This window comes from Sulfitobacter geojensis, from assembly GCF_000622325.1.
Classification (GTDB): Bacteria; Pseudomonadota; Alphaproteobacteria; order Rhodobacterales; family Rhodobacteraceae; genus Sulfitobacter; species Sulfitobacter geojensis.
Genome location: NZ_JASE01000005.1, coordinates 526,563 through 544,440 on the forward strand (window position 1 = coordinate 526,563; position 17,878 = coordinate 544,440).

The following is a 17,878-nucleotide window of genomic DNA, read 5'->3' on the forward strand; positions in this document are numbered from 1 at the left end:
TTAATGCGCCTCTGCCCAATTGGCCCCTTTGCCGGCATCCACGGTCAGTTTGACGGCCAGTTTCACTACTGGATCGCTGGCATTTTCCATGACGTCACGGGCCGCATCAATCAGGGCGTCCTCCTGTCCTTTTTCGACCTCGAACAAGAGTTCGTCGTGGACTTGCAACAACATAGTGGCCGGCAAATCCTTGATCGCGTCGGGCATGCGGATCATCGCGCGGCGAATGACATCGGCGGCGGTGCCCTGAATGGGCGCATTGATGGCGGCGCGCGCTGCAAATCCGGCACGCGGCCCTTTGGAGGCGATTTCAGGCGTGTGGATTTTGCGCCCGAACAGGGTTTGCACAAAACCGTGCTCTTTCGCGAACGCCTTGGTGTCGTCCATGTAGGTACGGATTCCGGGGAAGCGTTCAAAGTAGCGGTCGATGAACCCCTGCGCTTCGCTGCGCGGAATGCGCAGATTGCGGGCGAGACCAAAACCGGAAATGCCGTAAATCACGCCAAAGTTGATCGCCTTGGCGCGGCGGCGAATGTCGGGTGTCATTTCGTCCATGGGCACATCGAACATTTCGGAGGCGGTCATGGCGTGAATGTCATCGCCGCGTTCAAAGGCTTCTTTGAGCGCAGGAATGTCGGCGATATGGGCAAGGATGCGCAGCTCGATCTGGGAATAATCCAGCGCCACCAGTGTCTTGCCCTCCTCCGCGATAAAGGCCTCTCGGATGCGGCGTCCTTCCTCGGAACGGATCGGGATGTTTTGCAGGTTCGGATCGGTGGAGGCGAGCCGACCGGTGGAGGCCCCGGCAATGGAATAGGAGGTGTGCACGCGGCCGGTGTCGGCGTTGATGTGGGTTTGCAGCGCATCGGTATAGGTGGATTTGAGTTTGCTCAGTTGGCGCCAGTCAAGGACACGGGCCGGCAGTTCATGTTCGGTGGCAAGGTCTTCGAGAATATCGACGCCGGTGGCATATGCACCGGTCTTGCCCTTTTTGCCGCCTTCGATACCCATTTCGTCAAACAGGATTTCGCCCAACTGCTTGGGCGATCCGACGTTGAATTTACGGCCTGCAATCTCGTAAATCTCGTCTTCCAGCCCTGCCATTTTCTGGGCAAAGGCATTGGACATCCGGCTGAGCGTATCACGATCAACCTTGACGCCGGAGCGTTCCATCGCCGCGAGCACCGGCACCAGCGGCCGTTCGAGCGTTTCATAGACTTTGGTGACCTGCGCGCTGTGCAGTTGCGGTTTCAAAAACTGCCACAGACGCAGGGTGATATCGGCATCTTCGGCGGCATATTGAACGGCTTTGTCCAGTGGCACCTTGTCGAAGGTAATGGCGGATTTACCCGAGCCGAGCAGGGGTTTAATGGGGATCGGCGTGTGGCTCAGATAGCGTTCCGACAGGGTGTCCATGCCATGATTGTGTAGTCCCGCGTGTTGGGCATAGGACATCAGCATGGTGTCATCAAAGGGCGCGACGGTGATGCCGATTTGCGCGAAAATCTTGGCGTCGTATTTCATGTTCTGCCCGATTTTCAGGATCGCGGGATCCTCCAACATCGGGGTGAGCATGCGCAGGACGTCTTCGGTTTTCATCTGCCCGTCGGCCAGATCCTCCGAGCCGAACAGATCGTCGCTGGCACCAGCCTTGTGGATCAGCGGGATGTAGCAGGCGGTGCCGGGTTGCGTCGCCAGTGAAATGCCCACCAGTTCGGCGGTCATTTCATTCAGGCCGGTGGTTTCGGTATCCACGGCGACATAGCCGACCTCGTAAATCGCATCAATCCAGCGTTGCAGGGCTTCGGCATCGCTGACTTGTTCGTATTTTTCAGGGTCAAACGGCACATCCGCAACCACTGGCGCATCCGGCGCGGCGGGGGCATCGGCGATGACGGGGGCCTCTTTGCCCATCTGGTCGGCAATGCGCTTGGTCAGGGTGCGGAACTCCATCTCCGCGAGGAATCCCAGCAGGGTTTCGGGATCGGGGTCGCGCACCTCAAGATCATCAATGGTGAAATCCAGCGGGGTGTTTTCATCGAGTTGCACCAGACGGCGCGACAGGCGGATCTGGTCGGCGTTGTCGATCAAGGTCTGGCGGCGTTTGGGTTGCTTGATCTCGCCGGCGCGCTCCAACAAAGCATCCAGATCGCCGTATTCATTGATCAAAAGCGCGGCGGTTTTGATGCCGATACCGGGGGCACCGGGCACGTTATCCACCGAATCGCCCGCCAAGGCCTGCACATCGACGACCCGTTCGGGATAGACGCCGAATTTGGCAAACACGCCTTCACGGTCGATGCGGTTGTTTTTCATCGCATCGAGCATTTCAACACCGTCGCCGACCAGCTGCATCAGGTCCTTGTCCGACGAAATGATGGTGCATTGTCCTCCAGCGGCACGGGCCTGAACGGCGAGGGTGGCGATGATGTCATCTGCCTCAAAGCCCTCTTTTTCCTTACAGGCAATATTGAAGGCTTCCGTCGCGCTGCGCGTCAAAGGCATTTGCGGACGTAAATCCTCGGGCATGGCGTCGCGGTTGGCCTTGTACAGATCATACATGTCGTTGCGAAACGTATGGCTGCCCTTGTCGAAAATCACGGCCACATGGGTCGGGGCATCGGGGCCGGTGTTGCCTTCGACATAGCGGTGCAACATGTTGCAGAACCCTGCAACGGCGCCGATGGGCAAGCCGTCGGACTTGCGCGTCAGGGGCGGCAGAGCGTGATAAGCGCGAAAGATAAACGCAGAACCGTCAATCAGGTGCAGGTGGTGGCCTTTGCCGAATGTCATGCGCAAATCTCCTTTAGGGCATGGCCCCTAATGCCACGAAGCGACAGGCGCTGCCAGCAAGGTTATGCGCGGCCGCTGGCATCATCTTGCGCATAAACTCATCCACAGATGTTTCATCCGCAGGCAGATCAGTTCAACCCCCGGATGTCGCCGTCTATATCAGACTTTGCCTTCAAAATCGGCGTGGACGAATTTGCAATCGCAATAGCCACATTCGACAAATCCTGTGTCCTTGGGGATTTGCAGCCAGACGCGCGGATGGCCCAACGCCCCTTCGCTGCCGTCACAGGCGATGCGGTAGGTGTTCACGACCTTGGTCTCTGGCGCGGGCTGGCTCATGGGTATGTCCTTGGCTGGGGCTTTCTTATGCCCCTCGTTATGCCCAAAGCGCGCTGGCGCGGCAAGGGTTGGTTAGGGGCGGTCGATGCGCAACTGGTAACAATTGTTGCGGGCGGAACGGACATGGATATAGGCGACGTTCTTGTCGGCAAAGACATCTGCAACATAGGCCGCAATTTCGGCTGGTGTGACGATCTTGCCGGTGCCGTAAACGATGCGGTCCTGCGCGCAGTATCCTTTGAGCAGATAGTCGGGGGACGTGGTCAGGATCGGTGGCAAGGATGTGCCGCCGCCCCGCGTGCAGTCGCGTGCACATAAAAATATTGGTCCGGTTTCGGCATAGGCCTGCGCCTTGGCAAAGGGCCGGTAGGCGAGGATCAGCATGTCCTCGCCCTTGGGAATATGGGTCAGGCAGTGGCGGCAGGGTGTGCCCGCGCCATCAGAGGTGGCGGTTTCGCAGGCCAGTGCATAGGCGTCGGTCCCGCCGTTTTGCAAGGCGCGCACGGCGGTGGTGGGCAGGGCCGTAAAGTGCATGATAAATCTCCTGTATTCGGCCCTGTTTGGCGCAGATGGGAAAGGCGGCCAATCCGGTTCTTGCGCAACTGTTGGATAAGCGGTTCACGCGGCGCGGCGATGGGGCTAAAAGGCGGTAAGCAAAAAAAGCTGAGGCGCGCGAAAATGAACACTCCCAAACCTGTGGTTCTTTGCATTCTGGATGGATGGGGCCTGAGCGACCGCTCCGAGGGCAACGCGCCTTTGCTGGCCGATACCCCGACCATGGACCGTCTTTTGCGCGATTGTCCCAATGCGACCCTGACCACTTTCGGGCCTGACGTTGGACTGCCACGCGGGCAGATGGGCAATTCCGAAGTGGGCCATACCAACATCGGCGCAGGGCGCGTGGTTGCGATGGATCTGGGGCAGATCGACCTTGCGATCGAAGAAGGCACCTTTGCGCAGCAAGGTGCTTTGATTGAGTTTATTGGCAAGATGAAGGCGAGCGGCGGCACGGCACATCTGATGGGTGTGGTGTCCGATGGCGGGGTGCATGGCCATGTGAACCACATGATTGCGGCGGCGCGGGCGCTGGATGCTGCCGGTGTGCCGGTGGTGATCCACGCTTTGACCGACGGGCGCGATGTGGCCCCGCGCTCTGCAAAGGGGTATTTCGAGACGTTGGAGGCCGCGCTGCCCGACGCGGTAAAGATTGTTACCGTGACGGGGCGGTATTTCGCGATGGACCGCGACAATCGCTGGGAGCGGGTGGAGAAAGCGGTACAGGCGGTTTTGCGCGGTGCGGGTTTGTCCGAAGACACGGCGCAGGAAGCCGTGGATAAGGCTTATGCGCGTGGGGAGGATGACGAGTTTATTCAGGCGACGGTGCTGGGCGGCTATGGCGGTGCGCAGGACGGTGACGGGTTGTTCTGTTTGAACTTCCGTGCGGACCGCGCGCGCGAAATTTTGGCGGCTTTGGGCGATCCGGCTTTTGACGGGTTCGCAGTTGGCGCACGCCCCGCATGGGCGGCGATGATGGGGATGGCACAATATTCCACAGCGCATGCGGCCTATATGAGCACGATGTATCACAAGCCCGAGCTGGCCAATACCTTGGGTGATTGGGTGGCCAAGCAGGGGTTGCGTCAATTCCGGTTGGCCGAGACCGAGAAATATCCGCATGTGACGTTTTTCCTGAACGGCGGCGAGGAAGTCGCGTTTGACGGGGAAACGCGGCAGATGCCGAAGTCACCCAATGTTGCGACCTATGATTTGCAGCCTGAAATGTCGTCGGGCGAGGTGAGTGACCATTTTGTAGCAGCGATTGAAGAGGGCTATGACCTGATCGTCGTGAATTATGCCAACCCTGATATGGTCGGCCACACTGGTGATCTGGAGGCGGCGATGGCGGCGTGTCGCGCGGTGGATACCGGTTTGGGGCGTGCACTGGACGCGCTGGAAAAGGCGGGCGGTGCGATGATCGTGACGGCGGATCACGGCAATTGCGAGGTGATGATTGATCCTGAAACAGGGGGTGCGCATACCGCGCATACGCTTAATCCGGTGCCTGTCGTTCTGGTTGGCGGACCGGAGGGCGCGGTTTTGCGCGACGGGCGGCTGGCCGATCTTGCCCCGACTTTGCTGGCGTTGATGGGGCTGGAACAGCCGGCTGAAATGACGGGTGTGTCGTTGATCAAATGATCCGGTTTGCCGTCATATTGGCGTTGCTGTGGCCTGTCGCCGTGGCGGCGCAATCTATTGAGGAACAGGCGCGCACGGCGGTTTCTGCGCTGGAATCTGCGTCCACCATGCTGGATCAGGCCGACGGCGCGCGCGACAGGGTGCGGGCCTTGACGCAGACGATACAGGCCTTTGAAACCGGATTGGGCGCGATGCGGGCCGGGCTGCGTCAGGCGGCGATCAACGAGGCGCAGTTGACGGCCAAGCTGGCCTCGCGCGATACGGAAGTGGCCGAATTGCTGGGTGTTTTGCAAAGCATGGGCGGCGCACCGTCACCTGTCATTCTGTTGCACCCGGAGGGGCCGATGGGCACGGCACGGGCGGGGATGTTGCTGGCCGAGTTGACGCCGGCGTTGAACCGGCAGGCGGATGCCTTGCGTCAGGATCTGGAGAATGTGCAGACCTTGCGCGCGCTTCAGGCGGATGCGGCGAAACGTTTGCAAACGGGGCTGACGGAGGTGCAATCGGCACGCACAGCACTTAATCAGGCGATGGCGGAGCGCACGGATTTGCCTAAACGGTTTACCGCCGATCCGGTGCGCACGGGCATCCTGATTGCCTCGACCGAAACGCTAGACGGGTTCGCCAGCGGATTGTCCGAGATCGTAACAAATGAAACGGAGCCCGCGCGCGCGACCCTTGATGGCAAGATCGGCGATCTGCCTTTGCCGGTTCAGGGGTTGGTCCTGCGCCGCGCGGGCGAGGCGGATGCGGCGGGGGTCAAACGCCCCGGTCTGATCCTTGCCACACGCCCCGGCGCCATCGTTACCAGCCCCACGGCGGCGACGATAAGGTACACCGGCGGCTTGCTGGATTTTGGCAATGTGGTGATTCTTGAACCGCAGGCAAACGCGCTATTTGTCATTGCAGGGCTGGATGTGGTTTACGGAGAAGCAGGGCAGGTCATCGCAGGGGGCACACCAATCGGGCTGATGGGGGGCGCAACTGCGGAAATCGGCGAAGAATTGTCACCCCTTCGTGAAGGGTCTGGCACTGAGCGTTCAGAAACGCTCTATATAGAAGTAAGAGAAGATAACACGCCACAGGATCCAGAATTATGGTTCCGAACGGACGAGGATGGATAAGACGATGAAAAAGTTTGTAATGGCGGCCCTTGGGGGTACGGCGCTGGGCGTGGTTGCCACAACCCAGATTGCGGCCCCGCTGTTGGCGCAGGAAAGTGCCAAGACCGAAAACGTCTATGAGCAGCTGGACCTGTTCGGGGATATTTTCGAACGCATCCGTGCCCAATATGTTGAAGAGACCGACAGCAGCGAGCTGATCGAGGCGGCGATCAACGGCATGCTGACCTCGCTTGATCCGCATTCAAGCTATCTGTCGCCCAAGGACGCGGCCAAGATGCGCGAGCAGACGCGCGGTGAATTCGGCGGGCTGGGCATTGAGGTCACGCAGGAAGAGGGCTTTGTCAAAGTGGTGTCGCCGATTGACGGCACACCAGCGGATGAAGCGGGCATCGAAGCGGGCGATTTCATCACCCATGTGGACGGCGAGACCCTGTTGGGTCTGGTGCTGGACGATGCGGTTGAACTGATGCGCGGGCCGGTTGGATCGGACATCGTGATCACCGTGGTACGCGAAGGCGAGGCAGAACCGTTCGATGTGACCCTGACCCGCGCCACCATCCAGTTGACGGCGGCGACAGCCCGCACCGTGGGCGACACCGCGGTATTGCGCCTGACGACGTTTAACGAACAGACCTATCCGAAGATGAAAGAAGGTTGGGAAGCACAGGTCGAAGCGGCGGGCGGCATCGAAAACATCAATGGTATCGTTCTGGATTTGCGCAATAACCCCGGCGGCTTGTTGAACCAGGCCATCGCGATTTCGGATGCGTTCCTTGAGGAGGGCGAGATCGTCAGCACCCGTGGCCGCGAGTTGGCCGACGGCGACCGCGTGAACGCGACGCCGGGCGATTTGAGCATGGGCAAGCCGATTGTGGTTTTGATCAATGGCGGGTCTGCGTCTGCGTCGGAAATCGTTGCGGGGGCGTTGCAGGATCATCGCCGCGCCATCGTGGTTGGCACGAAAAGCTTTGGTAAGGGGTCGGTCCAGACGGTGATGCCGCTGCGCGGCAACGGCGCGATGCGTCTGACCACGGCGCGCTATTACACGCCTTCAGGCCGGTCGATCCAAGCGCTGGGCGTATCGCCTGACATCGTTGTGGCACAGCCGCGCCTGACGCCTGAAGCCGATGCGGAAGAAGAGTCAGCCCTGCGTCCACGCCGTTCGGAGGCGGATTTGCGCGGCAGTCTGAACAATGACAGTCTGTCCGACGATCAGGTAAAACAGATCCTTGAAGACCGTGAGAAGGCTGAAAAGGCGGCTGAATTGCGCGAGGAGGATTATCAGCTGGCCTATGCCATTGATATTCTGAAAGGTCTGTCCGCATTGGGTCCAAAAGAGTAATCTGACCGGTACGCAAACGCGCCGGAATTTGAACAAGGGCGGCAGTGATTACGGTCACAGCCGCCCTTTTTATGTGCCCTGCATCACAGTGCTGATTGCAGGTTGCCGACAATAAGCTGCGTCAGTTCCGCATGGATATCGGCCCGCGCACGCCCTCCTGCATCATCGCAAAGCGGGTCAGGCTCCCCCTCATTGGCGAGGATGGCCGCGCCTTTGGCTTTGCATTCGGCCAGAAAGCTGAAGTGGATTGCATCGGGCACGGCAACATAGGTCGCGTTGGGAATCATCGCGGCGGCATCTTTGGCATAAACGCCAATCGGGACAGTTTCCTGCGCGCCGAGATTGATCACAAACATTGGCGTTTCAATGCTCCGCAGGCTTTCGGGCGTCATGGTTTCGACGATGCCGGGATCGACGATTACGGCGGTTTTGATCCGGGGGTCGGTCAGGTCCTGCGCGGCGGGCGATAAATCAACGCTGTGCAAATCAACGCCGAAATGGGCCAGAAAGGCGCAATCGGACATGCCGTGGTCCGTGTCATCGCAAAAAGTTTGCAACAGGTCCGGGTTCACCCGCGCGCCGGAAAGGGCCATTGCGGTATACCCCCCTGCTGAAAACCCGAGTGTGGCAATACGGGAGGTGTCGATGAACGGATAAGCATCGGGATTGCCGGTGATTTCATCAAGCACGGCGGAGACATCTTTGGGCCGTTCCCAGACGCGTACTGCCGCGTGGGCGGAGGCATTGCCGGTCGTGGTGCCAGGATGGTTGGGCAGAACCACAACATACCCCGCATCGGCCAGCGCGGCGGCGATCCAGCCGAATTGTCCGGCATTGCCCCCCGCCCCGTGCGAGATCACGACCATGGGGTGTTGGCCCGTGGCATGCGGCGCATCGCGGCCCGCAGGCGTGCCATAGAACACGCCGTTGCCCCCCACGGTGATGGCGCGCCCGCCCGGCTGTGCGGGGTACCAGATGTGAAAATCCACCTCGCTTTGTCGGGCAGGGGCGAAGGCCGCGCCATAGGTGAAACCGGTTGTGCCGGCGTAAGGCGCACGGGTGATTTCATACCCTGCCCATGCGGTGGTGCCGAAAGCGGCGAGGATGGCGGCGGCTTTGGCGATGGTTCTGAAGGTGAACATGATCTTGGTCCTTGTGGTGAAAGTGATGCACCAAACCTAAGAGGCGCAGCAACTGCAGGCGTCCTAGAACGCGTTTGAGGTCGTCCTGCATCGCGATCAAGGATATGCAGGACCGCGAAACCTTAAGGATGTGACCGTCTGATATGCTTTTTGTTCCGCTGCCGCTTTTTGCGACATTCGCACTTTGCCTTGTTTTGATCCGGCTGTGCGTGACCCGTGATATGACGCGCACTGCGCATCGGTTGTTTGCGCTGGTCGTGGCGCTTTATGCGGTGCAATCCCTGCTGCTGTGTCTGCGCTGGGGCTATCAGATCGAAGCGGTCGCCCCGTTGATCGCGATGCTTGCGCCTTGTCTGCCGGTGTTTGCCTATCTCGCGTATCTTTCGCTGGCCGATACGCTGTCGCGGCGCAATCTGTGGCCGTTGGCGGTGATCGCGGTGAACTGGCTGGTGTTGGTGTTCCAGCCGATGATGGTCGATCCGCCGATCCTGCTGACCTATCTGGGGTTTGGGGTGTTGCTGTTGCGGCTTGCTTGGCGTGGCAGTGATGCATTGCCGCTTTCGCGGATATCCGATGCCACCGGTGCCTTGCGGGCGATACGTCTGACCGGGGCTGCGTTGGTCGCATCAAGTGTGACGGATGTTTATCTGATCTATGATTTTGTGCAGAACGGCGGGCGGCACATCGGGTTGATTGTCACCTTTGTGCAAACCGCCTTTGTGCTGGTGATCGGCCTGTCTGCCGCGCTTGGTCAAACGGCGGCGGCGGATACGGGCCAGGAACAAGCCCCTCCCCCGACACCGCCCGCCAGCGATGAGGACGGGGAAATTATCGCGCGGCTGACCGCATTGTTCGAGCAGGAAGGATTGCACCGTAACGAAGAGCTGAGCCTGCGCAAACTGTCGCGGCGTTTGGGGCTGCCGGACCGGCGGGTGTCGAATGCCGTCAACCGGATCTGCGGCATGAACCTGTCGCAGTTTGTGAATGATTTCCGCGTCAACGAGGCCCGCAGGCTGTTGGCGGAAACGGATAAATCCGTGCTTGAGGTATCGCTTGATGCGGGGTTTGCGACGAAATCCAACTTTAACCGCGAATTTGCGCGTGTGACCGGCCAGACCCCGTCGGGGTGGCGCAAGCAGGCAAAAGCCGCGTCTTAAGTCGTTTCGACGCAGTGCCGGCGGAAAGCGCTTTTGAGCATGTCGAGTTCCGCGCGCAAGAGGTCCATTTCAGCGCGAATGTCATCTTCCAAAGCTTCGCCGGCGATCAGGGTGATATGGCCGATTTTGTCGCCCGCTTCCTTGTCGCGGATGATCAATGTCTGAACCCCGTCCGCAATCGCCTGGGTGGGGATCGGCACGGACAGTGTCCAGTGATCCGCACTTTGATTATGGGTCATGACGATATCGCTGATGACGGTTGCCTCGTGGGTCACTTCGATCTGCGGGGCATCTTCGTCCACAGCTCCGGTGATGATGCCTTGCCAGACACCTTCTTTCATTTTGGTTTTGGTCAGTTGCAGCGGCGACATGGCGATGGGCCCTTCCTAAAGATGCGCGCGCGGACGGCGCGAGAAGGTAAGATCCCGCAGGACCACCTGATTCATTTGCGGCCCTTCAAAGATCAGATCAATCCACGCCCGTTCAACCCGTTTCTCATTGAGGTTGGAATAGGCCAGATCAAATTCGACCCTGTGGTTTTCTTCGTTCAGGGGCAGTTCGCGCACAATCTGTTCGGTGTTCGGCCCGTGTTTGATATTCAGCCGCGCAAAGATTTCCAGCGGTTTTTCCATTTCCACAATCGCGTCCATGCGCAGAAGATGGGTGCGTTTTAGGCCGTTTGTGCCGTCTTCGGGCAGGTCGACGACCAGCGACAGGAAAGAGCCGTCGAACTGGAAAACATCAAGCCGCAGGCCATAGGGGGCAAGGTCGGCTTCGCGCAGGTTGCGCAACTGGCGCAGGGTCAGTTCGGAAAACTCGCAGTCGTGAAACAGCGTGACTTCATCCCCGAGCATGGATTTAGTTTGCACGGCGGAAAGACCCGGTGTTGGCAAAGGACCACGCCACAATTCCGGCCGCCATGCCCAATCGGCGTTATGTGGTTTGGGAAAACTGGTGGAGCCGATCATCGGCAGGGCAAGCCGTTCGTCCGCGGTGTGGATCAGCTTGTCCAGATGGGTTTTCAGTGCCCGCGCCCGCGCACGTTGACGGCGCAACAGCGGCAATTCGGTCTCAGGCGCACGCCGCGCAGCCCGCGCCCAGCGCAGCATGTTTCTGGAAAACACTTTGCCGTCCAGAAAGCTGAAAGAGATTTTGGACATGTCTGCGCGTGCCTTGGTGGATTATTCTGCGTTGCGGTGACTTTATCGGGGCGAAGGGTTTCATACAAATAAATTGGCGACAGTTCAGGGTATTAAATGCCCGTGTTGCCAAAGTGGAAACAATTCACCCGTCGGCGGCAAGGCTGCTGATCAACTGATCGAGTATTGCGCGCCCTTCTGCACCGATGGCGCGCCCGCCAGACGGTCCATGCAGGGCCAGTCCCATCATTTGTGATCCCACACGGGCGGTGCCGCGCCAATGGGTTTCGCTTAGCCCTTTGGCAGGGGCGCGCCCGTTGGCCCGAAACGTCACGCTGCGATCAGATACAACGGGATCCGTCACGGTGTTCAGGCCGAAGGCTGCAGCGGTTTCGCTTGGGCTGGGGATCGTGGCGCTGGCGGCTGAAAAGCTTGCCGTCAAGATGCCGACAGGCGCGTTTGCCCCGGCGGAAGGCGCGCCGAGCGCTTCGCAGCGCGACATCAACGCAAAATTCTGCCGCAACGATGCTTTGTCGATGCAAAACCCGTTCGGCGCGACCAAGGTGACGGCCCCGAAGGCCATGTTTGCCTGAGACAGCGCGATGGCTTTGGGGGACGCGGCCCCGGTGTCCGACCCTTGCAGGACGGCACCGCCCTGACCCTCCTCGCAGGCCGCGAGAAGGGACAGGGCAAGGGCCGCAACAGTGGTTTTACAGATCCATGTATTCATGGGTTTCCGCCTTGCCGCCCGGATGCGTGACCGCGCCCAGATAGGTTGGGCCGACCAATTGGGCGTATTTCCACAAGGCACCGGAGGCATAGTTGGTTTCCCGCGGACCGGACCAGGCCGCCTTGCGCGCGGCCAGTTCATCGTCCGAAAGATCAACCGAGATGGAGCCGTCGATGGCGTTCAACGTGATCATGTCGCCGTTTTGCAGTAGGCCGATGGGACCGCCCATCGCCGCCTCTGGCCCGACGTGACCAACGCAGAAACCACGCGTCGCGCCCGAGAAACGGCCATCGGTGATTAATGCGACCTTTTTGCCCATGCCCTGACCGGACAACGCCGCCGTGGTCGCCAGCATTTCGCGCATGCCCGGACCGCCGCGCGGCCCTTCGTTGCGGATCACGAACACGTCGCCTTCGGAATAGGTGCGGTTCTGCACGGCCTCGAAAGCGTCCTGTTCACATTCAAACACCAGCGCGGGACCGGTAAAGACGATGTCTTCTTCGGCCATGCCGGCGATCTTCACGATGGCACCTTCGGGGGCAAGGTTGCCTTTGAGGCCGACAACACCGCCGGTTTTGCTGATCGGGTCGCTGATCGCGTGAATGACTTTGCCGTCTGCCTCGCGTTCGATCCGGTCGAGTTCTTCGCCCATGGAGTAGCCTGTTGCGGTCAGACAATCGGTGTGGATCAGACCCGCCTTGCGCAGTTCTTTCATCACCACAGGGACGCCGCCGGCCTCATACAGGTCTTTGGCCACATAAGCGCCACCGGGTTTCATGTCGACAAAGTGCGGCGTGTCGCGGAAGATTTCGCAGACATCTTCGAGGAAGAATTCGATGCCGGCTTCATGCGCCATGGCAGGCAAGTGCAGGCCGGCGTTGGTGGAGCCACCGGTGCAGGCCACGATACGCGCCGCGTTTTCAAAGGCTTCGCGGGTGCAGATGTCGCGCGCGCGGATGTTCTTTTCAATCAGGTTCATCACGGCGGCACCGGAGGCGACCGCATATTCGTCACGCGATTTGTAAGGCGCAGGCGCACCGGAGGAATTCGGCAGCGCAAGGCCGATCGCTTCGGACACACAGGCCATGGTGTTGGCGGTAAACTGGCCGCCACAGGCACCGGCGGAAGGACAGGCGACGCGCTCGAGGATTTCAAGCTCGGCTTCGGTCATGGTGCCGCCCTGCCAGTTGCCGACCGCTTCGAACATGTCTTGCACGGTCAGGTCACGGTCGGCGAATGCGGCAGGCACATCAGCGCCTTCGGGCGCTTTGCCCGGCAGGATCGAACCGCCGTACATGAACACGGAGGGCACGTTGAGGCGGATCATCGCCATCATCATGCCGGGCAGGGATTTGTCACAACCGGCCAGACCCACCAGCGCGTCGTAACAATGCCCGCGCATGGTCAGTTCAACGGTGTCGGCAATCGCTTCGCGAGAGGCGAGTGAGGAACGCATACCCTCGTGACCCATCGCGATGCCGTCGGTGACGGTGATGGTGGTGAATTCGCGCGGCGAACCCTGTTCCTGTTTCACACCAACCTTAACGGCTTGCGCCTGACGGTTCAGCGCGATGTTACAAGGTGCAGCTTCGTTCCAGCAGGTGGCGACGCCGACCAAGGGCTGGTGGATTTCTACGTCGGTCATGCCCATGGCGTAATAATAGGACCGGTGCGGCGCGCGGGCGGGCCCTTCGGTTACGTGGCGGCTGGGCAATTTGGATTTGTCAAAACGTTGGTTGGTGGACATCGGCTTGGCTCCCTGAAAGTCGTTTAATCCGGAATAGTCGGGTGGCGGCGGTGCTGCAAGGCCAAGTGCTCATGTTGTAATGACGCGGCGGCAGGCCTAATTACGAACGAACCCCAGCGAAAGACACCTTATGGAACGCAGCATCTTTTCCTTTATCTGGAAGTATTCACGCCGCGAACAGATGGCTTTGCTGGCATTCACGCTTTTCACCTTTCCGTTTCTGTATGCCACGCTTGAGCTGCCCAAGCGTATTATCAACGACGCGATCGGGGCGCAGTCCGAGGTGATCGACCTGCTGGGTACCGAGGTTTCCCAAGTGCAATTCCTGATGGTGTTGTGTTTGGGGTATCTGGGCGCGGTGCTGGTGCACGGGCTGCTCAAGATGCGGCTGAACACCATGAAGGGTGTGCTCGCCGAACGCATGCTGCGCCGGTTCCGCTATCGGCTGATCAACCGGATGATGCGTTTTCCCAGCAGCTATTTCCAGAACACCAGTCAGGGGGAGCTGGTGTCGATGGTCACATCGGAGGCCGAGCCGATGGGCGGGTTGATGGGCGATGCGGTGGCGCAACCGGTGTTTCAGGCCGGACAGATGTTGATCATCGTGGTGTTCCTGTTTCTGCAATCGGTGTGGTTCGGGTTGGCCGGTGTGGCGCTGATCCCGTTGCAGGCATGGCTGATCCCGCGGTTACAACGCCAGATCAACCTGCTGAACAAGGAGCGGATCAAGGAAGTGCGCCAGTTCGCGTCGGAGATTGGTGAAACGGCCGCGGGGATCACTGATTTGCGCACCAACGGCGGGTGGCGGTATCGGCTGGCGGCCTTTACCGACCGGTTGGGACGTCTGTTTGATGTGCGGTTCAGGATCTATCAAAAGAAGTTCTTTATGAAGTTCCTGAACAACTTCATCACACAACTGACGCCGTTTTTCTTTTATGCCGTGGGCGGGTATCTGGCGATCAAGGGCGAGATTACCGTGGGGGCGCTGGTCGCGGCCCTTGCCGCCTATAAGGATCTGAGCAACCCGTGGAAGGAATTGTTGCTGTATTATAACCAGACGCAGGACATGGCGCTGCGCTGGGAGGTGGTAAACGAACGTTTCGCGCCGTCGCATATGATTGACAAGGACCTGTTCGAGGGGGAGGCGGACGAGATTCCGCATCTGCACGGGGACATCGAGCTGGCCAATGTGTCGGTGCGTAATGCCAGCGGCGATATGGTGTTGCGTAATATCACCCTGAACATTCCAGCGGGCAGCAAAGTGGCTTTGCAAGTTGGCAACCAGACCGAACGCACCCTGTTGTCCGAGGTGCTGACCCGCGAGATCAACCCGACACGCGGACAGATCACGATCGCGGGTCAAGATCTGGCGGGTTTGCATCAAGCGGTGGTTGCCGCCCGCATCGGATATGCGCAGGCGCAGCCCTATCTGTTTCAGGGGAACGTGGGGAGCAACCTGTTGATGCCGCTGCGCACCAGCCCCAAGACTGTACTTTGGGACCCCAAACACATCGACCGCGCCACCATCGAGGCGCGCCGGTCAGGCAACAGCCCCGATAGCACCCGCGCGGATTGGCTTGATCCCGAAATCGCCGATCTGAACAGCGTGAAGGACGTCCATGATTTCTGGTACGACATCACCGAAGCGTTAGGCACGGCGGATGAGATTTTCGACCGGATGCTGGACGCGCAAATGGACCCGGAAAAACACCCGGAACTGGCCCGCCGGATCGTCGCCCTGCGCGGCGAAGTGCACCGCAAGCTGGTCGCGCAAGGACTGGACAAGGCGATATACCGGTTCGATCCTGATAAGTTCAATCCGGCGGTGCCTTTGGGCGGGAACCTGATGTTTGCCGCCCCGCGCCGTGATATCAGTCAGGTCGGTCTGGCCGCCGAACACAGCTTTCTGGCCATGGTGATTGATCAGGGGTTGGCCGAACAGGGCATCGCGATTTCACAAACGCTGGTTGAAATGTTGCACCGTACCTTCGGGCGCGACGGCACGGATCATCCGTTGTTTATCGCGCTGGGCATCGAAGAACCGCTTTACGAGCAGCTTGTCGATATCGCACAGCGACGCCGTGACAAGGGCGATCAGGCGCTTTCTACCGACGAGTTTGCACTGCTGTTAACGGTGCCTTTTGCCTTTACCGCCGAACAGATCGGGCCGGCCTTTCCTGAAAGCTTTAAGAAAGAGATTTTGCGCATTCGCAAAGCCAAGGGGCCGCAGTTGCGTGAGCAGGCAAATGAGATGTTTGTCCCGATAGAGCCTGATAACTATCTGCCACGGCTGACAATTCTGGAAAACCTTTTATACGGCCGTTTTTCCGCTGTTGCAGGGTTGCAAGCGGATCTTGCCCGCGATGTTGTGACCGATATTCTGGCCAAACATGATATGAAACGGCTGGTGTCGCAGAACCTGTTCGACGTGCCCACAACGATAGGTGGTTCGAATTTGCCAGCGGCGTTCCAGCAACGTGCCGCATTTGGCCGCGCTGTGATCAAACGCCCCGATGTTTTGGTGTTGAACCAGCTATTGGTGGGCAAAGATGCCGAGGCACAGGCCCGCATTCGCGACCGGTTAAGCATTCTGTTGCCCCAGACCACACAGATCTACATCGATGACACCTTTGCGGCCCCACAGGATTTTGACATGCATGTTGAAATCAATAACGGGCAGATCGACGGTGTCGACACCACAGAGCAGCTGGATCAACAGGACTCTGCCTCGGATGATCTGCGCCGCAAGCTGCGGATTATCGCGCGCAATGACCTGTTTGCCTCGCTGGACCGGCGTCACCAGCGTTTGCTGGCTTTTGCCGCGCAATGGTACACTGCCGAAGCCGGCCAGCGGATATTTTCAGCAGGCGACAGGGCTGATGCGGCCTATCTGTGTCTGTCGGGGCTGGCCGAACTGGGCCACGAGGACGAAGACGGCATCATGCATCACGTGTCGGATGTGGCACCGGGGCGGTTGATCGGTGATCTGGCGGTTATTCTGGACGAGCCGCGCCAGCTTCATCTGGTTGCAGCCGAAGAGGTGCGGTTTCTGCGGATCGGAGCGGAGCAGTTCCGTTCCGTGATCGAAAGCGACCGCGTTGTTTTGCTAAGTCTGCTGCGCACGGTGGCAGGGCATCTGGCCGGTGCTGCGGATGTGTTGATCGCGTCGGGCGTGGAGATCCCCCGGGAGATGGAAACCCTTCCACCCAGCGACCCGCCGAAAGAGGTTTGATGTCTGTGTATCATTTGCATGAGGCTTTTGTCGCACCGGCGCGCAAGCATCCGGCGTTTTGGCGGTTTGCGGCCGGCATGGTGTTGGCGGTTTTCGTCTATGTGTCGCTGAGCCAGATATTCTTTCAGACGATTCAGGGGCTGTGCGCCGCTCGTCCGCAATTAATGCGCGACCTTAATGGGGGTACCTCGCCGCTTGCGATGTATATCCTGCTGTCCAGTTTTATGTTCATGGCCGTTGGCGCGGGAATCAGTGCACGGCTGTTGCACGACCGCGCGTTTGTGACCCTGCTTGGCCCGCTGCCGCTGCTCAGGCGTGATTTCAGGATGGTGTCGCTGGCGGTTCTATCGGTGATGGCGCTGGTTTTCCTGCTGCCCCCATGGGACATGGGGGGCGATTTCGTGCCGAACCTGCCCTTTGCCACATGGTTGGTCTTGTTGCTGCCCTCGCTGTTTTTCGTCCTGTTACAGGTCAGCGCCGAAGAGATCGTATTTCGAGGTTATGTGCAGCAGCAACTGGCCGCGCGGTTCCGTTCGCCGCTGATCTGGATGGTGCTGCCGTCAGTCTTGTTCGCGTTGGGGCATTATTTGCCGGACACAGCGGGCGATAATGCCGTGATGATTGCGATCTGGGCGGGGGTTTTCGGCCTGTTGATGGCCGACCTGACCGCGCGGTCTGGGTCGTTGGGGCCTGCGATTGCGGTGCATCTGTGGAACAATGTTTCGGCGATGGTATTCGTATCGCTGCCCGACGAGCTGTCCGGTCTGGCGCTCTATCTTACACCCTTTGGTATGGAAGACACGGCGGCCCTGCGTGCATGGTTGCCGGTAGATTTCGCGATGATGTTTGTGTTCTGGCTGGCGGCACGGCTGGCCATCAGGCGCTGATTGCAATATCGTCGCTGCACGCTTATCTGAGTGCAAACCAAGGTATCAGG

At 59.5% G+C, this 17,878-nt stretch carries 14 protein-coding genes; 6 read left to right on the forward strand and 8 right to left on the reverse strand.

Annotation, left to right across the window (positions count from 1 at the left end):
* From polA to Z947_RS0104615, 3 genes are all read right to left on the reverse strand, one after another.
* Complete coding sequence (polA, locus tag Z947_RS0104605) at window positions 1-2,793, reverse strand: DNA polymerase I (protein ID WP_025043143.1); 2,793 nt, start codon at window positions 2,791-2,793, stop codon at window positions 1-3.
* Window positions 2,794-2,952: 159 nt separating this feature from the next.
* Window positions 2,953-3,132, reverse strand: coding sequence for a zinc-finger domain-containing protein (locus Z947_RS0104610; RefSeq protein ID WP_025043144.1), 180 nt, complete (start codon window positions 3,130-3,132; stop codon window positions 2,953-2,955).
* 72 nt (window positions 3,133-3,204) lie between these two features.
* Window positions 3,205-3,666 (reverse strand): DUF1203 domain-containing protein, encoded by a 462-nt coding sequence (locus Z947_RS0104615; protein WP_037938703.1) that lies wholly within the window; start codon window positions 3,664-3,666, stop codon window positions 3,205-3,207.
* A gap of 144 nt (window positions 3,667-3,810) precedes the next feature.
* Between Z947_RS0104615 and gpmI the strand changes: the two genes are divergently transcribed.
* From gpmI to Z947_RS0104630, 3 genes are read left to right on the forward strand one after another with little or no spacing between them, the layout of a single operon-like run.
* A complete protein-coding gene (gene gpmI / locus Z947_RS0104620; protein WP_025043146.1) occupies window positions 3,811-5,328 on the forward strand; it encodes a 2,3-bisphosphoglycerate-independent phosphoglycerate mutase in 1,518 nt (505 codons plus the stop codon).
* A complete protein-coding gene (locus Z947_RS0104625; RefSeq protein WP_025043147.1) occupies window positions 5,325-6,452 on the forward strand; it encodes a murein hydrolase activator EnvC family protein in 1,128 nt (375 codons plus the stop codon). The genes gpmI and Z947_RS0104625 overlap by 4 nt, the downstream gene beginning before the upstream one ends.
* Before the next feature lie 4 nt (window positions 6,453-6,456).
* The gene (locus tag Z947_RS0104630; RefSeq protein ID WP_025043148.1) at window positions 6,457-7,794 is read left to right on the forward strand and encodes a S41 family peptidase; all 1,338 of its coding nucleotides are present in this window, start codon (window positions 6,457-6,459) and stop codon (window positions 7,792-7,794) included.
* Between the two features lie 83 nt (window positions 7,795-7,877).
* Here the strand turns inward: Z947_RS0104630 and Z947_RS0104635 are convergent, their stop codons facing one another.
* Window positions 7,878-8,936 carry an alpha/beta hydrolase family protein gene (locus tag Z947_RS0104635; protein WP_025043149.1) on the reverse strand — a complete coding sequence of 353 codons (1,059 nt, stop codon included), beginning with the start codon at window positions 8,934-8,936 and terminating at the stop codon, window positions 7,878-7,880.
* 143 nt (window positions 8,937-9,079) lie between these two features.
* On the opposite strand from Z947_RS0104635, the gene Z947_RS0104640 reads away from it, so the two are divergent.
* Window positions 9,080-10,093, forward strand: a complete 1,014-nt coding sequence (locus Z947_RS0104640; protein WP_025043150.1) for a helix-turn-helix domain-containing protein — start codon at window positions 9,080-9,082, stop codon at window positions 10,091-10,093.
* Here Z947_RS0104640 and Z947_RS0104645 read toward each other — a convergent pair.
* The 4 genes from Z947_RS0104645 to ilvD form a co-directional block, all read right to left on the reverse strand.
* Complete coding sequence (locus tag Z947_RS0104645; protein WP_025043151.1) at window positions 10,090-10,464, reverse strand: hypothetical protein; 375 nt, start codon at window positions 10,462-10,464, stop codon at window positions 10,090-10,092. The two genes, Z947_RS0104640 and Z947_RS0104645, sit on opposite strands and share 4 nt — an antisense overlap.
* Before the next feature lie 15 nt (window positions 10,465-10,479).
* Window positions 10,480-11,253 carry a DUF6478 family protein gene (locus Z947_RS0104650; protein WP_025043152.1) on the reverse strand — a complete coding sequence of 258 codons (774 nt, stop codon included), beginning with the start codon at window positions 11,251-11,253 and terminating at the stop codon, window positions 10,480-10,482.
* A 124-nt stretch (window positions 11,254-11,377) separates the two neighbouring features.
* A complete protein-coding gene (locus Z947_RS0104655) occupies window positions 11,378-11,962 on the reverse strand; it encodes a hypothetical protein (protein WP_025043153.1) in 585 nt (194 codons plus the stop codon).
* Window positions 11,943-13,709 (reverse strand): dihydroxy-acid dehydratase, encoded by a 1,767-nt coding sequence (ilvD, locus tag Z947_RS0104660; RefSeq protein WP_025043154.1) that lies wholly within the window; start codon window positions 13,707-13,709, stop codon window positions 11,943-11,945. Before ilvD ends, Z947_RS0104655 begins: the two co-directional genes overlap by 20 nt.
* Window positions 13,710-13,839: 130 nt before the next feature.
* Between ilvD and Z947_RS0104665 the strand changes: the two genes are divergently transcribed.
* Both Z947_RS0104665 and Z947_RS0104670 read left to right on the forward strand, forming a co-directional pair.
* Entirely contained in the window at window positions 13,840-16,941 is a 3,102-nt protein-coding gene (locus Z947_RS0104665; protein WP_025043155.1) for an ABC transporter transmembrane domain-containing protein, read from the forward strand.
* On the forward strand, window positions 16,941-17,828 hold the full coding sequence (locus Z947_RS0104670) for a CPBP family intramembrane glutamic endopeptidase (protein ID WP_025043156.1): 888 nt from the start codon (window positions 16,941-16,943) through the stop codon (window positions 17,826-17,828). Before Z947_RS0104665 ends, Z947_RS0104670 begins: the two co-directional genes overlap by 1 nt.
* Window positions 17,829-17,878: the final 50 nt, after the last annotated feature.

Bases quoted from the DNA above. Each gene is read 5' to 3' on its own strand.
- polA (WP_025043143.1), bottom strand. From the start codon at position 2,793: ATGACATTCGGCAAAGGCCACCACCTGCACCTGATTGACGGTTCTGCG.
- Z947_RS0104610 (WP_025043144.1), bottom strand. From the start codon at position 3,132: ATGAGCCAGCCCGCGCCAGAGACCAAGGTCGTGAACACCTACCGCATC.
- Z947_RS0104615 (WP_037938703.1), bottom strand. From the start codon at position 3,666: ATGCACTTTACGGCCCTGCCCACCACCGCCGTGCGCGCCTTGCAAAAC.
- gpmI (WP_025043146.1), top strand. From the start codon at position 3,811: ATGAACACTCCCAAACCTGTGGTTCTTTGCATTCTGGATGGATGGGGC.
- Z947_RS0104625 (WP_025043147.1), top strand. From the start codon at position 5,325: ATGATCCGGTTTGCCGTCATATTGGCGTTGCTGTGGCCTGTCGCCGTG.
- Z947_RS0104630 (WP_025043148.1), top strand. From the start codon at position 6,457: ATGAAAAAGTTTGTAATGGCGGCCCTTGGGGGTACGGCGCTGGGCGTG.
- Z947_RS0104635 (WP_025043149.1), bottom strand. From the start codon at position 8,936: ATGTTCACCTTCAGAACCATCGCCAAAGCCGCCGCCATCCTCGCCGCT.
- Z947_RS0104640 (WP_025043150.1), top strand. From the start codon at position 9,080: ATGCTTTTTGTTCCGCTGCCGCTTTTTGCGACATTCGCACTTTGCCTT.
- Z947_RS0104645 (WP_025043151.1), bottom strand. From the start codon at position 10,464: ATGTCGCCGCTGCAACTGACCAAAACCAAAATGAAAGAAGGTGTCTGG.
- Z947_RS0104650 (WP_025043152.1), bottom strand. From the start codon at position 11,253: ATGTCCAAAATCTCTTTCAGCTTTCTGGACGGCAAAGTGTTTTCCAGA.
- Z947_RS0104655 (WP_025043153.1), bottom strand. From the start codon at position 11,962: ATGAATACATGGATCTGTAAAACCACTGTTGCGGCCCTTGCCCTGTCC.
- ilvD (WP_025043154.1), bottom strand. From the start codon at position 13,709: ATGTCCACCAACCAACGTTTTGACAAATCCAAATTGCCCAGCCGCCAC.
- Z947_RS0104665 (WP_025043155.1), top strand. From the start codon at position 13,840: ATGGAACGCAGCATCTTTTCCTTTATCTGGAAGTATTCACGCCGCGAA.
- Z947_RS0104670 (WP_025043156.1), top strand. From the start codon at position 16,941: ATGTCTGTGTATCATTTGCATGAGGCTTTTGTCGCACCGGCGCGCAAG.